Raw genomic sequence first — 13,925 nt, 5'->3', positions numbered from 1 at the left:
TAAGCTGGATGTTCTGGCATCAAGGTCTGAGGCCTTTATAACAACACATCGCAAACAGGGAACGCATGGAAATATTCTTTACCATTCTCATCATGACCCTTGTGGTTTCGCTTTCGGGTGTCGTCACCCGTGTTCTGCCGTTTCAAATCCCGCTACCGCTGATGCAAATCGCCATTGGCGCACTGCTGGCTTTTCCCACCTTTGGCCTGCATGTGGAGTTTGACCCGGAACTGTTCCTGGTACTGTTTATCCCGCCGCTGCTGTTCGCCGATGGCTGGAAAACCCCCACGCGTGAGTTTCTCGAACATGGTCGTGAAATTTTCGGTCTGGCGCTGGCGCTGGTACTGGTCACCGTGGTAGGTATCGGCTTCTTAATTTACTGGGTGGTGCCAGGGATCCCGCTGGTGCCTGCTTTTGCGCTGGCGGCGGTACTGTCGCCAACCGATGCGGTGGCGCTTTCCGGCATCGTCGGCGAAGGGCGAATTCCTAAGAAAATCATGGGGATTTTGCAGGGCGAGGCGTTAATGAATGACGCCTCTGGCTTGGTGTCGCTGAAATTCGCCGTCGCCGTGGCGATGGGAACCATGGTCTTTACCGTGGGCGGCGCAACGGTTGAGTTTATGAAAGTGGCGATAGGCGGCTTGCTGGCGGGCTTTGTCGTAAGCTGGCTGTATGGCCGTTCGCTGCGCTTTCTCAGCCGCTGGGGCGGCGATGAACCCGCGACGCAAATCGTCCTGCTGTTTCTGCTACCGTTCGCCTCGTATCTGATTGCCGAGCATGTCGGCGTTTCCGGCATCCTCGCGGCGGTGGCGGCCGGGATGACCATCACCCGTTCCGGCGTGATGCGTACCGCGCCACTGGCGATGCGTCTGCGTGCAAACAGCACCTGGGCGATGCTGGAGTTCGTTTTTAACGGCATGGTGTTTCTGCTGTTGGGGCTGCAATTACCGGGTATCCTGGAGTCTTCTCTGGTGGCGGCGGAAGCCGACCCGAATGTTGAAACCTGGATGCTGTTCACCGATATCGTGCTGATTTACGCCGCGTTAATGCTGGTGCGTTTTGGCTGGTTGTGGACGATGAAAAGATTCAGCCGCCGTTTCCTTTCCAAAAAACCGATGGAGTTTGCCTCCTGGAGCGATCGCGAATTATTGATTGCCACCTTTGCCGGGGTGCGCGGGGCGATCACCCTTGCGGGTGTGCTCTCTATTCCGCTGTTGCTGCCCAGCGGCGATGTCTTCCCGGCGCGATATGAGCTGGTGTTCCTGGCCGCCGGGGTGATCCTGTTCTCGCTGTTTGTCGGTGTGATCGCGCTGCCGTCGCTGTTGCAGCATATTGAGGTGCGCGATCACGCGCAGCAGCATAAAGAGGAGCGGATGGCGCGGGCCGCCACGGCCGATGTGGCGATTGTGGCGATCCAGAAAATGGAGGAACGCCTGGCCGCGGATACCGAAGAGAATATCGATGATCAACTGCTGACTGAAGTCAGTTCGCGGGTGATTGGTAATCTGCGGCGACGTGCTGATGGGCGTAACAACGTGGAAAGCTCGCTACAGGAAGAGAACCTGGAGCGCCGTTTTCGCCTGGCGGCGCTACGCTCTGAACGCGCCGAGCTTTACCATTTGCGCGCTACCCGTCAGATCAGCAACGAGACGCTGCAAAAATTGCTGCACGATCTCGACCTGCTGGAAGCGTTGTTGCTGGAGCATAAGTAAAAAAACGTGCCGGATGGCGACGTTGCGCAGCCGACAAACTCAGACAGGTTTGTCGGTTTACTCCGCGTCACACCGTCCGGCGGTTAGAGCCAGAACCCTTTGCAGCACTCCAGCCACGCCTGAGCACTACGTGAAAGGTAAACCCCTTCGCGCCAAATCATCCCCAGTTGCCAGTGTAAATCGCTCTGTAACGGCAGCCAGCGCAGCGTCTGCTTATCTAACCGCTGGCATATCGGCTCCGGCAATATCGCAATACCCACACCGGCCTGCACCATGGCCGCAAGGAAATCCCACTGGCCGCTGCGCACCGCAATGCGCGGCTTCACGCCGTGCTGATTGAACAACTGCATTAACTGGCGGCTGAGGGCGAAATCTTCGTTATAAATCAGCAACGGGTGCTCTCCCAGCTCTTCCGGTGTGACCACCTCGCGTTCAACCCACTCTCCGGAGCGCGGCACCAGCACACACATTGGGTGGCTGAACAGCGGCAGCGTCGACAGACCGCTCTCTTCTTCTATTGGCAGCGCCGTCATGGCCAGATCCAGATCGCCGCTGACCACCGCTTGTTGCACCACCAAACCGCCAAATTCAGAGATTTTAAGCTCTACGCCAGGGTAGCGCTGGCGAAACAGGCTGATCGGTCCGGCCATCAACATACCGACCATCGGCGGAATGCCAAGGCGTAACACGCCTTTATTCAGATGGTTAATGTCATTGAGTTCGGCTTCCAGTTGACGAAATTCCGCCAGGATCGCCACGCCGCGCTCAAACACCACCCGCCCGGTATCGGTAAGCAGAAGTTTGCGGCCATCGCGGATGATCAGCGTGCAATCCAGTTCATCTTCCAGATTCTTCAGCATTTTGCTGATGGTTGGTTGGGTGACAAAAAGACGTTCCGCCGCGCGAGTGAAGCTTTGCTGGCGAACCACCTCCACAAAATAACGCAGCGTTCGGATGTCCATAACTATTCCTTTCAACTATGCCCGCGATGATTTTAATTCATTTCTGTCACGCCTGGCGGCTCTCTATACTGAGCGCCTGCATATTTCATGGGAAATCAATATGGACGTGGCGTTAAGACGTGTTACGCCTGCCCTTGTGCGTCGTCTTCAGGTCCCGGTTCAGGTCGTACTGTACGCCGGGCTGTTCATCGTTGCTGAATACCTTGTCCAGTGGTTGCATCTGCCGTTACCTGCCAACCTGGTGGGCATGCTGCTTATGCTGGGCTTAATCGTGTGCCGGGTGATCCCGCTGAATTGGGTACGGGAGGGGGCGCGCTGGCTACTGGCGGAAATGTTGCTGTTTTTTGTGCCTGCCGTGGTCGCAGTGGTGAATTATGCGCAATTGTTGATGGTGGACGGTTGGCGTATTTTTGCCGTCATTGGCCTGAGTACGTTACTGGTGCTTGGCGCGACGGCCTGGGTAGTGGATAAGGTCTATCGCTTTGAAGTGAGCAGGCTAAAAAATGAATGAGTTCTCATTAAGCGTACTGTGCCTGTTATTGACGCTGGGGTGCTATTTTCTCAATAAGCGTATTTACCGGCGTTTCCACACCTTGCCCTTAATGCCGCTGGTCTGCACGCCTGTGCTGTTAGTGTTGCTGCTGGTGTTTGGGCATATCTCGTACCAAAGCTATATGGGCGAGTCGCACTGGCTGATATGGTTTCTGGGACCGGCGACCATCGCTTTTGCCGTCCCGGTGTATGAAAACCTGGCGATCATTCGTCGCCACTGGATGTCGCTGTCCGCGGGGGTGATCACCGCTACCGTGGTGGCGGTCACCAGTTCGGTCTGGCTGGCGCGCTTATTCACATTGCCGGATGCGATCCAGCGTAGCCTGGCGGTCCGTTCGGTTACCACGCCGTTTGCGCTTGCTGCCGCGAAACCCCTTGGAGGGCAGCCTGATTTGGTGGCGCTGTTTGTTGTGGTGACGGGCGTGTTCGGCATGGCGGTGGGCGATATGCTGTTTCTGCGTTTGTCGATCCGCGAAGGGATGGCAAAAGGTGCAGGCTTTGGCGCGGCTTCCCACGGTGCGGGCACGGCGCGATCGTATGAGTTGGGGCCGCAGGAGGGCGTCGTTGCCAGCCTGGTAATGATGCTCTCTGGTGTGGTGATGGTGCTGAGTGCTCCGCTGGTGGCATGGGTGATGTTTTAATGCCCCGCCAGCGCTGACGGGGCGCAGGGGTTACTGTTTTTTCAGGCGGGCGACCAGTTCAAACTCGTTAAAATTAACCGGGCGCTGTTGCTGCATGGCGATATTCCCGGCGATGCCGGTCAGGATCGACATGGCACCCGCGCGGTGATCGGCGGCGCGTTTTAAGGGATCATGACCCGGTTCGCCAAACAGGTCCGCCAGCATGGCATTATCGCCGCCGCCATGTCCCCCCTCGCCGAGGATAAAGTCTGCTTTCCACGGTGCGGCGAACATCGGGAAGACGGTAATGTCACAGGATTCAAGGCTGCCCTCATTGGCGCGCTCGCCTCCGGCGTTAACGTAAGATTTTTCGACGATTTTCATCTCCAGCCGCCCCTGACTGCCGTTAAAAACCACGTTGAGCCCTTCCCACGGCAGGTAAGTGTTCAGTGAATAGCTCAACTGGCACTGGTTCTGGTATTTCACCAGTACCGACAGCGTATCTTCAATGGTGATGCCATCGCTGAAGACGCTCTGATCGCGCCAGTAGTGGTCTTCATGCTCCGCATCCAGGTACAGCGCTTTCAGTTGTGGATTCTCATCCATGTGCAGGGCAAAGGGATCGTTTTTCGCAGCAGCATAACCATGGGCGCGTGGGTAAAAGTGGCTGATGCCGCGTTTTTCCGCGTTCTCTTTACCGTAAAAGCGCAGCCCGCCTTCGGCATAAACCCGAAGGGGATAGCTGTCGAGCCAGAAGTTCATCAAATCAAAATGATGGGTCGATTTGTGCACCAGCAATCCGCCGCTGTTGCGTTTTTCCCGATGCCAGCGGCGAAAATAGTCCGCGCCATGTTCGGTATTCAGCAGCCACTCGAAATGCACCGAGTAGACCTCGCCGATGGTGTTGTTCATCAGCAACTCGCGCACTTTGCTGTGGTGCGGCGCATAGCGATAGTTAAACGCCACGCGCACGGTATGCCCGGTCTGTTCAATGGCATCCAGAATGCGTAGTGCGCGCTGTTCATCAATGGTCATCGGCTTTTCGGTGATCACATCGCAGCCGGCATGCAGCGCCCGCACGATATAGTCATCATGGGTACGGTCCAGGGTGGTGACGATAATGATGTCCGGCCGGGTTTCCGCAATCATCGTTTCAAACTGCGCGGCTTTCCAGGTAGAAACCGGTGCAGCGCCTTCGTTTTTTAACAGCTGATTGGCGTACTCCATCCGTGTCTGGTTGCTGTCGCAAAACGCTACCATGCGGGCATTCTCTTTCCACTGACCACCAATGGCGGAGATATATAATCCGGCGCGTCCGCCTGTACCTACCAGCGCATATTTTTTCATCGCATCCTCGCAAGTCATAAATGAATTAACGTGTTGATGTATTAAAAACGATGTTTCAGGTTGGATTTTTTACTGTAGCGCGATGGCGGAAGAGGGGTACTGGCAGGTGGGGAAAATGTGATCCCCGGCCATTACTGGCCGGGGTAGAGCATTAATGTGCGCGGCCTTGTTCGATACCAATACCGGTCTGCGAACGGATAAACTGCGCGCGGAACAGTTCGCGCTCGCGGTTACCCTCTTCGGAGTTATCGGTGATGGAGAAGATCCAGATGCCGATAAACGCAATCGCAATGGAGAACAGCGCCGGGTACTCATACGGGAAGACAGCGGTAGCATGACCGAGGATCTTCACCCAGATAGTTGGGCCAAGCACCATCAGAATCACGGCGGTTAACAGGCCAAGCCAGCCGCCAACCATTGCGCCACGAGTGGTCAGTTTCGACCAGTACATGGAAAGCAGAATGATCGGGAAGTTGCAACTGGCGGCAATCGAGAAGGCCAGTCCGACCATAAAGGCGATGTTCTGGTTTTCAAACAGGATCCCAAGCAGGATAGCCACCACGCCAAGCACCAGCACGGTGATTTTCGAGACCTTCAGTTCCTGACGCTCCGTTGCACCTTTACGGAATACGTTGGCGTAGAGATCGTGAGAAACCGCAGATGCACCCGCCAGCGTCAGCCCGGCCACCACCGCAAGAATGGTGGCGAAGGCGACAGCGGAGATAAAACCGAGGAACAGGCTGCCACCGACCGCATTAGCCAGATGCACTGCCGCCATATTGTTGCCGCCAATCAGCGCGCCCGCCGCGTCTTTAAACGCCGGGTTCGCGCCCACCAGCATGATGGCGCCAAAGCCGATGATAAAGGTCAGGATATAGAAGTATCCCATAAACCCGGTGGCGTAGAAGACGCTCTTACGGGCTTCACGCGCGTCGCTGACGGTGAAGAAACGCATCAGGATATGCGGTAAACCCGCAGTGCCGAACATCAGCCCCAGCCCGAGAGAGAGGGCCGAGACAGGATCTTTAACCAGCCCGCCAGGACTCATGATCGCGCTGCCTTTCGGGTGCACGGACATGGCTTCGCTAAACAGGTTATTAAAACTAAAGCCCACATGCTTCATCACCATAAAGGCCATGAAGCTGGCACCGAACAGCAGCAATACCGCTTTGATGATTTGTACCCAGGTGGTAGCCAGCATGCCGCCGAACAGCACATACATCACCATCAGCACACCCACCAGTACGACCGCTACGTGGTAGTTCAGGCCGAACAGCAGTTCAATCAATTTACCGGCGCCGACCATCTGCGCAATAAGATAGAGCGCCACCACCACCAGCGAACCGCAGGCGGAGAGTGAGCGGATCGGACCTTGTTTAAGACGATACGAGGCAACATCGGCAAAGGTATAGCGCCCGAGGTTACGCAAGCGTTCGGCAATCAGGAACAGGATGATCGGCCAGCCGACAAGAAAGCCGAGCGAGTAGATCAGACCGTCGTAACCGGAGGTGTAAACCAGTGCGGAGATCCCAAGAAAAGAGGCCGCCGACATGTAGTCACCGGCAATGGCCAGCCCGTTTTGCAGGCCAGTGATATTGCCGCCAGCGGTGTAGTAGTCGCTACGTGTGCGGGTGCGTTTAGACGCCCAGTAGGTGATGCACAGTGTTAACGCCACAAACACCACAAACATGATGATCGCCTGCCAGTTGGTGGGCTGGCGTTGTACTGCACCGGTAATGGCATCGGCGGCGTTGGCTGTGAAAGGCAGTGTGGCGGCAAGCGCCGTCAGGACTCTCTTCATGATGCTTTTACCTCGTTCATCACCGCTTTTGTCAGACGATCAAACTCACCGTTTGCCCGCCAGACGTACACGCCGGTCAGCACAAACGAAATCAGGATCACACCAATGCCAATCGGAATACCACGCGTTACGCTGGTGCCTTCATGCAGCGGCGTACCGAGCCACTGTGGCGCAAAGGCAATCAACACGATAAAGCCGACATAAATAATCAGCATGATGATGGAAAGGATGAAGGCAAACCGTTGCCGTTTTTCCACTAACTCCCTGAAATGCGCACTGTTTTCAATCTGTTGATAAATATTATTCATCACAGAATTCTCCAGAGGTAAGGTCGAGGCGTTTTTTTGTACCCTCCCCCGAAGGGGAGGGCTGTAGGGGAATTACGATGGCATGGTGATTGCCTGCTTCTCTTCGAGCAGTTTCTCCACGACACCCGGATCGGCGAGCGTCGAGGTATCACCCAGATTACTGGTATCGCCTGCGGCAATTTTGCGCAGAATACGGCGCATAATTTTGCCGGAGCGGGTTTTCGGCAGCGAGTCGGTCCAGTGCAGGACATCCGGCGTTGCCAGTGGGCCAATCTCTTTACGCACCCAGTTGCGCACTTCGGTGTACAGCTCTGGCGAAGGCTCTTCGCCATGATTTAAGGTGACATAGGCGTAAATGGCCTGGCCTTTGATGTTGTGCGGAATGCCCACCACGGCGGCTTCGGCGATTTTCGGGTGCGACACTAAGGCCGACTCAATTTCCGCCGTGCCCAGACGGTGACCGGAGACGTTGAGCACGTCATCCACGCGTCCGGTGATCCAGTAGTAGCCATCTTCATCACGACGGGCACCGTCGCCACTGAAGTAGCGGTTCTTAAAGGTCGAGAAATAGGTTTGTTCAAAGCGTTCGTGATCGCCAAACAGGGTACGGGCCTGGCCCGGCCATGAATCGGTGATCACCAGGTTGCCTTCTGTTGCGCCATCCAGCGTGTTGCCTTCGTTATCGACCAGCGCAGGCTGAACGCCGAAGAACGGGCGGGTGGCGGAACCGGCTTTCAGTTGGGTTGCGCCCGGCAGCGGGGTGATCATAAAGCCGCCGGTTTCGGTCTGCCACCAGGTATCCATGACCGGGCATTTGCCATTGCCGATTTTGGACCAGTACCACTCCCAGGCTTCCGGGTTAATGGGCTCGCCCACGGAGCCTAAAATACGCAGTGACGAACGGTCGGTGCCTTCAATCGCTTTATCGCCTTCAGCCATCAGTGCACGGATCGCCGTTGGCGCGGTATAAAGAATGTTCACCTTATGTTTGTCGACCACCTGGCTCATTCGTGCCGGGGTCGGCCAGTTTGGCACCCCTTCAAACATCAGCGTAATTGCGCCGCAGGCCAGCGGACCGTACAACAGGTAGCTATGACCGGTGACCCAACCGACATCGGCGGTGCACCAGTAAACATCGCCCTGGTGGTAGTCGAAGACATATTTAAAAGTTGATGCGGCATACACCAGATAACCGCCGGTCGTATGCAGAACCCCTTTCGGTTTGCCGGTCGAGCCTGATGTATAGAGGATAAACAGGGGATCTTCTGCGCCGACGGCGACAGCCTGATGTTGGTCGCTGGCGTTAGCGGTCAGATCGTGCCACCACATGTCGCGGCCTTCATGCCACTCCGTGTTGCCACCGGTACGTTTCAACACCACCACATGTTCAACGCTATTCACGTGCGGGTTTTTCAGCGCGTCGTCGACGTTTTTCTTCAGCGGGATAGTACGTCCGGCACGGACGCCCTCATCGGCGGTGATTACCAGACGTGAACTGGAGTCGATAATGCGCCCGGCAACGGCTTCCGGCGAGAAACCGCCGAAAATAACCGAATGCACAGCGCCAATGCGTGCGCAGGCGAGCATAGCGACGGCGGCTTCCGGCACCATGGGCATATAAATCGCCACCACATCGCCTTTTTTAATGCCGAGATCGACCAGCACGTTAGCAAAACGACATACGTCACGGTGCAACTCGCGATAGGTAAGGGTTTTGCTCTGGCTTGCGTCATCCCCTTCCCAAATAATCGCTGCCTGGTCGCCGCGTTCAGCGAGGTGTCGGTCCAGGCAATTGGCGGCAAGGTTTAGCGTGCCGTCTTCATACCATTTGATGGAAACATTGCCAGGGGCGAAGGAGGTGTTTTTCACCTTCGTATAAGGCGTGATCCAGTCGAGGATCTTGCCTTGTTCGCCCCAGAAAGCGTCAGGGTCTGTTACGGATTGCTGATATTTGGCCTCATACTGCTCCGGATTAATCAGGCAACGTTCCGCAATATTTGCGGGAATATCGTGTTTATGTATTTGGCTCATGGCATTTGCTCTCCTTGTAGGATGTTAATAATATGTCACGTAAAAGTTAATTGAAGAGCCCTTACCCGTTTTGTTTATTATTTGCGCGACAGATCACGCATTAATTGTATGGTATGAAAAAGCAGCAAAATAAATGCACTAGCGTGCATTGGAAGCAAAAAAAAGCGGCGCGGGGATAAAATAGATTCATAACAGCAGGTTATGAAAAGTGACAATTCGATTACCCTGGTAGGGTGGCCTGGCGGTATGTGAAGATAAGTCTCTGAAAATTTATCGCCTGATAGATAGGGTGTTTATTATTTTTTGTGTCAACTATTCACTTTTCTACTGAACAATCGCAGGCACGCTTCCCGCAATAAATTGTCAGCACGGCATTTTTCCTGCCTAAAAAATACGCAAATGAACAAATACGCGCTAATAATTTCCAAACGTAAATATTGGAATTGGGCTGGCTAAAAAGTTTTTTATAACAAAAACTTATTTGACGTAACTAAAATAAAAGACGGTTTTTAGATAAAAATTCAGTCAAACCCCCTCCCGGTATAGGGTTGCGCGTTACACCCCGCAAATGGTACTGATAATGCGCATTAAAAAACCCCGCAATACCGTGCGACGCTAATCATACCCTTTCAGTATGTGTCGTTCCTGAGCATGGAATGGTGCTTCATTGAGGATGTCTGTAGTTATGAAAAACATGAAAGTCAGCCTGGCCTGGCAGATTTTGCTGGCCCTGGTGCTGGGGATTCTTCTGGGTAGTTATCTGCATTACCAAAGCGACAGCCGTGAATGGCTGATTGCCAATCTCCTGTCTCCGGCAGGCGATATCTTTATCCATTTGATCAAAATGATTGTGGTGCCGATTGTTATCTCCACGCTTGTTGTCGGGATTGCCGGTGTCGGTGATGCGAAACAGCTCGGGCGTATCGGCGCGAAAACCATCATCTATTTCGAAGTGATCACTACGGTTGCTATTGTTCTTGGCATCACGCTGGCGAATGTGTTCCAGCCGGGTGCGGGTATCGATATGTCGCAGCTGGCGACGGTGGATATTTCGAAATACCAAAGCACCACCGCGGAAGTGCAAAGTCACGCCCACGGCCTGATGGGGACGATCTTATCGTTGGTGCCGACCAATATCATCGCGTCAATGGCAAAAGGCGATATGCTGCCGGTTATCTTCTTCTCGGTGCTGTTTGGTCTGGGGCTCTCTTCTCTGCCAGCATCGCACCGTGAACCGTTGGTGACGGTGTTCCGCTCAATCTCTGAAACCATGTTCAAAGTGACCCACATGGTCATGCGCTACGCGCCGGTAGGTGTGTTTGCGTTGATCTCAGTGACGGTGGCGAATTTCGGTTTTGCCTCGCTGTGGCCGCTGGCGAAGCTGGTGATCCTCGTCTATTTCGCCATTCTGTTCTTTGCCTTGGTGGTGTTGGGCATTGTGGCGAGAATCTGCGGGCTGAGCATTTGGATTCTGATTCGTATCCTCAAAGAAGAGCTGATTCTGGCGTACTCCACTGCCAGTTCGGAAAGCGTGCTGCCGCGCATTATCGAGAAAATGGAAGCCTATGGCGCACCGGCATCAATCACCAGCTTTGTGGTGCCGACCGGTTACTCCTTCAACCTCGATGGTTCCACGCTGTATCAGAGTATTGCCGCGATCTTTATTGCCCAGTTGTACGGCATTGATCTGTCGCTCGGGCAGGAGATTATTCTCGTACTGACATTAATGGTGACCTCAAAAGGCATTGCTGGCGTACCGGGTGTCTCGTTCGTGGTGTTGCTGGCAACGCTGGGCAGCGTCGGTATTCCGCTGGAAGGCCTGGCGTTCATCGCCGGTGTTGACCGTATCCTCGATATGGGCCGTACCGCGCTGAATGTGGTGGGCAACGCGCTGGCGGTACTGGTGATTGCGAAGTGGGAACACAAATTTGACCGCAAAAAAGCGCTGGCGTATGAGCGCGAAGTGCTGGGTAAATTCGACAAAACCGCCGATCAGTAAGCTTACTGAACCCCTTTTGGTGCATCCGCACGAAAAGGGGTTTTCTGTTATTCCGTTACGCCTCTCATTTCTTCTCTTCCGTATACCTAACTGATTGACACCGCTTATCTTAATGCCATGCTGGTTCGATATATTCACCAGAAGGATTAACGCTGAAATGACCACGCGTAAACCCGATGAGGAAAACAGCGATGCGGCGTATCGTCGCGTCCGGCTGGAAGATATCGCCACGCGTTGTGGCACCTCGCTGAGCACTGTTTCCCGCGCGTTATCCGGGGAAAAGGGCGTGAGCCAGGCGCTCCGTACCCGCATTCAGGACGTGGCCCGTGCGATGCGTTACGCGCCGGCACAAGAGATGGGGGGCACGCGCATCGTCCTGGCGGTGTCACAGGTGGCGATGCTTGATTACAGTCGCTATCAGTTCAGTTGGTATGTTCTGCAAGGGTTAAAAGAGCGAGCGAAAGTGATCGGCGTGGAACTGACGACACACGCGCTGAGTGGGGAAGATGACGAGGCGATGCAAGCGCTGCTAAACGAACCCGACATTGGCGGTGTGCTGGCGTTGACCGTCGATGATCCGGTTTTTCTCAATGCGATGGCTAACCTGAAAAAACCAGCGGTACTGGTCAATAGCGAAGATCCCCTGATGCGCCTGTCCAGCGTTTTGCCCTGTAACCGTTCGGCGACCCGCATGGCCTGCGACTACCTGATCGCCCGTGGTCACCGCCATATCCTGTTTCTGACGCATCCCGGGCGGCGCACTATTGAACAGCGAGAAGAGGGCTGGCGCGAAGCGATGCGCTGTGCGCAATTATCCTGCGAAAGTGTGGATATTTTGAGCGTCACTGACTGGTTGCCGGAACTCGCTGAACAGGCGGTGATGACGTGGTTTGCTCAGCATTCTCACCCGCATACCGCCATCTTGTGCGCCAATGATTCGTTGGCGCTGGGGGCAATAGCGGGGCTGGGCAAATTGGGTATTCGCGTGCCGGAGGATATCTCTGTGGTCGGAATGAACGATCTGCCGCAAGCGGAATTTGCCTCACCGGCACTCACCACCGTGCACCTGCCAGTACAGGAAATGGGAACGCTGGCGCTTGAGCTGTTGCAGGACATGATTGCGGGAACCCTTGAGATCCCGCGCCGTATTGAGCTGGCTTGTTCAATGGTGGAGCGTCAGTCGGTTTCGGTCGCACCATAAATCACCCGGCAGGCGTACCTGCCGGGCGGTACATCAGTCAAACTTCGCACGTTCCATTTTTGGTACTAACAACAAATACATCACACCCCATGCCACCAGGTAAGCGACCGAACTGATGGCGAACAGTGCCCAGTAGTTTCCGGATGCCTCAAGCACTGCGCCAATCACCGTAGAGAAGATAACGCTGCCGATCATGCCGAAGGTGCTACCAATGCCGACCACGGAACCGACCGCCGCATTGGGGAACAAATCTGAAACAGAGGTCAGTATATTGGCCGACCAGCCCTGGTGCGCGGCGGCGGCTAATCCGACGATAGCGACGGCTGCCCACAGGCTTTCAACCTGCGTTGCGGCAAAGATTGGGATCACCAGGCAGGCACAAATCAGCATGGTGGTTTTCCGCGCTTTGGCGGCGCTGAAGCCGATACTCATCAGCTTACCGGGCAACCACCCGGCGCCGAGGCTACCGACAATGGCGAACAGATAGATAACAATCAGCGGCAGACCCAGACCTTCCATTTGGATGCCGCGCGACTCGTTGAGCCATTTCGGCAGCCAGAACAGGAAAAACCACCAGATTGGGTCCGTCAGCATTTTGCCCAGCGCGAACGCCCAGAGCTGCCGGTATTTGAGTAAGTGCGTCCATTTAATGGCCGACACGTTCACAACTTCTTCTTTGTCCTGCCGGATCCACGCCAACTCTTCGGCATCGGCTTTGTCGCTGGCTTTGCCAAAAGCAAGGAACCACGGGATCAACCAGAGAAACCCAACGCCGCCGAGGATAAGAAATGCGCCATGCCAGCCATAGTGCAGTGCAATAAAAGGAATGAGCGCTGGCGAAATCACCACGCCGATATTCACCGCTACGCCAAGAATGCCGGTGGCGAGTGTGCGCTCCTTTTTCGGGTGCCAGTCAGAGATGACTTTCATTGCCGCCGGAAAGTTAGCCGACTCCCCCAAACCGAGGATCACCCGCACCACCATAAATCCCACCACGGTACCCACCACAGCATGCAGCATGGCCGCAGCGCTCCAGACCACCATCGCAATGGCATAGCTGATACGTGTGCCCAGCTTGTCGATAATACGCCCGCAAACCAGCGTACCGACGCCATAGGCAATGGTGAAGCCATTGACCAGCCAGCTGTATTCGATTTGCGTCCAGCCAATGTCTTTTTGCAGCATGGGGGCCAGCAAGCCCAAAATTTGCCGATCCATATAGTTGACGGTGGTGGCAAACACCAGCATGGAACAAACCAGCCAGCGGTAATTGCGCTTTGGCTTCGCGACCGCGCGTGCCGGGTTATGGATAGCATTTGGGTTAACGTCTTGTTGTGGTTTGCCAGCTACGCTGGCCTGCTTATCAATCTGTGTTTCCATAGGATCTCTCCA

The 13,925-nt window shown here is 55.0% G+C and carries 11 protein-coding genes; 5 read left to right on the top strand and 6 right to left on the bottom strand.

Features of this window, described 5'->3' with window-relative positions; genetic code table 11:
• Positions 1–65 precede the first annotated feature (65 nt).
• Positions 66–1,712, top strand: coding sequence for a Na+/H+ antiporter (locus ABGA49_RS11340; protein WP_134318989.1), 1,647 nt, complete (start codon positions 66–68; stop codon positions 1,710–1,712).
• A gap of 83 nt (positions 1,713–1,795) precedes the next feature.
• Here the strand turns inward: ABGA49_RS11340 and ABGA49_RS11335 are convergent, their stop codons facing one another.
• A complete protein-coding gene (locus ABGA49_RS11335; RefSeq protein WP_061498701.1) occupies positions 1,796–2,674 on the bottom strand; it encodes a LysR family transcriptional regulator in 879 nt (292 codons plus the stop codon).
• Positions 2,675–2,774: 100 nt separating this feature from the next.
• On the opposite strand from ABGA49_RS11335, the gene ABGA49_RS11330 reads away from it, so the two are divergent.
• Together ABGA49_RS11330 and ABGA49_RS11325 are read left to right on the top strand one after the other, a co-directional pair.
• Complete coding sequence (locus ABGA49_RS11330) at positions 2,775–3,185, top strand: CidA/LrgA family protein (RefSeq protein ID WP_061500235.1); 411 nt, start codon at positions 2,775–2,777, stop codon at positions 3,183–3,185.
• The gene (locus ABGA49_RS11325) at positions 3,178–3,867 is read left to right on the top strand and encodes an LrgB family protein (RefSeq protein ID WP_347665567.1); all 690 of its coding nucleotides are present in this window, start codon (positions 3,178–3,180) and stop codon (positions 3,865–3,867) included. The genes ABGA49_RS11330 and ABGA49_RS11325 overlap by 8 nt, the downstream gene beginning before the upstream one ends.
• A gap of 30 nt (positions 3,868–3,897) precedes the next feature.
• Here ABGA49_RS11325 and ABGA49_RS11320 read toward each other — a convergent pair whose 3' ends face one another.
• The 4 genes from ABGA49_RS11320 to acs all read right to left on the bottom strand — a co-directional run bounded on the left by ABGA49_RS11320 (position 3,898) and on the right by acs (position 9,333).
• Positions 3,898–5,193, bottom strand: a complete 1,296-nt coding sequence (locus ABGA49_RS11320; protein WP_061498695.1) for a Gfo/Idh/MocA family oxidoreductase — start codon at positions 5,191–5,193, stop codon at positions 3,898–3,900.
• A 151-nt stretch (positions 5,194–5,344) separates the two neighbouring features.
• Complete coding sequence (gene actP / locus ABGA49_RS11315) at positions 5,345–6,994, bottom strand: cation/acetate symporter ActP (RefSeq protein WP_061498693.1); 1,650 nt, start codon at positions 6,992–6,994, stop codon at positions 5,345–5,347.
• Complete coding sequence (locus tag ABGA49_RS11310; RefSeq protein WP_061498690.1) at positions 6,991–7,302, bottom strand: DUF485 domain-containing protein; 312 nt, start codon at positions 7,300–7,302, stop codon at positions 6,991–6,993. Before ABGA49_RS11310 ends, actP begins: the two co-directional genes overlap by 4 nt.
• Positions 7,303–7,374: 72 nt before the next feature.
• Positions 7,375–9,333: an acetate--CoA ligase gene (gene acs, locus ABGA49_RS11305; protein ID WP_347665566.1), complete on the bottom strand. Its 1,959-nt coding sequence runs from the start codon at positions 9,331–9,333 to the stop codon at positions 7,375–7,377.
• 685 nt (positions 9,334–10,018) lie between these two features.
• On the opposite strand from acs, the gene gltP reads away from it, so the two are divergent.
• Together gltP and ABGA49_RS11295 are read left to right on the top strand one after the other, a co-directional pair.
• Entirely contained in the window at positions 10,019–11,332 is a 1,314-nt protein-coding gene (gene gltP / locus ABGA49_RS11300) for a glutamate/aspartate:proton symporter GltP (protein WP_061498683.1), read from the top strand.
• Between the two features lie 157 nt (positions 11,333–11,489).
• Positions 11,490–12,533: a LacI family DNA-binding transcriptional regulator gene (locus tag ABGA49_RS11295; protein WP_134318987.1), complete on the top strand. Its 1,044-nt coding sequence runs from the start codon at positions 11,490–11,492 to the stop codon at positions 12,531–12,533.
• Between the two features lie 33 nt (positions 12,534–12,566).
• Here ABGA49_RS11295 and ABGA49_RS11290 read toward each other — a convergent pair whose 3' ends face one another.
• Positions 12,567–13,913 (bottom strand): MFS transporter, encoded by a 1,347-nt coding sequence (locus ABGA49_RS11290; RefSeq protein ID WP_347665565.1) that lies wholly within the window; start codon positions 13,911–13,913, stop codon positions 12,567–12,569.
• Positions 13,914–13,925: the final 12 nt, after the last annotated feature.

It is taken from the genome of Kosakonia sp. WA-90 (assembly GCF_039871955.1).
GTDB lineage: Bacteria > Pseudomonadota > Gammaproteobacteria > Enterobacterales > Enterobacteriaceae > Kosakonia > Kosakonia oryzendophytica.
Note: the sequence above shows the minus strand (reverse complement) of the source record. Positions and strands in the feature narration are given on the sequence as shown.

Coding starts and splice junctions, on each gene's coding strand:
- ABGA49_RS11320 (WP_061498695.1), bottom strand. CDS start 5,193: ATGAAAAAATATGCGCTGGTAGGTACAGGCGGACGCGCCGGATTATAT.
- ABGA49_RS11295 (WP_134318987.1), top strand. CDS start 11,490: ATGACCACGCGTAAACCCGATGAGGAAAACAGCGATGCGGCGTATCGT.
- actP (WP_061498693.1), bottom strand. CDS start 6,994: ATGAAGAGAGTCCTGACGGCGCTTGCCGCCACACTGCCTTTCACAGCC.
- ABGA49_RS11330 (WP_061500235.1), top strand. CDS start 2,775: ATGGACGTGGCGTTAAGACGTGTTACGCCTGCCCTTGTGCGTCGTCTT.
- acs (WP_347665566.1), bottom strand. CDS start 9,333: ATGAGCCAAATACATAAACACGATATTCCCGCAAATATTGCGGAACGT.
- ABGA49_RS11310 (WP_061498690.1), bottom strand. CDS start 7,302: ATGAATAATATTTATCAACAGATTGAAAACAGTGCGCATTTCAGGGAG.
- gltP (WP_061498683.1), top strand. CDS start 10,019: ATGAAAAACATGAAAGTCAGCCTGGCCTGGCAGATTTTGCTGGCCCTG.
- ABGA49_RS11325 (WP_347665567.1), top strand. CDS start 3,178: ATGAATGAGTTCTCATTAAGCGTACTGTGCCTGTTATTGACGCTGGGG.
- ABGA49_RS11335 (WP_061498701.1), bottom strand. CDS start 2,674: ATGGACATCCGAACGCTGCGTTATTTTGTGGAGGTGGTTCGCCAGCAA.
- ABGA49_RS11340 (WP_134318989.1), top strand. CDS start 66: ATGGAAATATTCTTTACCATTCTCATCATGACCCTTGTGGTTTCGCTT.
- ABGA49_RS11290 (WP_347665565.1), bottom strand. CDS start 13,913: ATGGAAACACAGATTGATAAGCAGGCCAGCGTAGCTGGCAAACCACAA.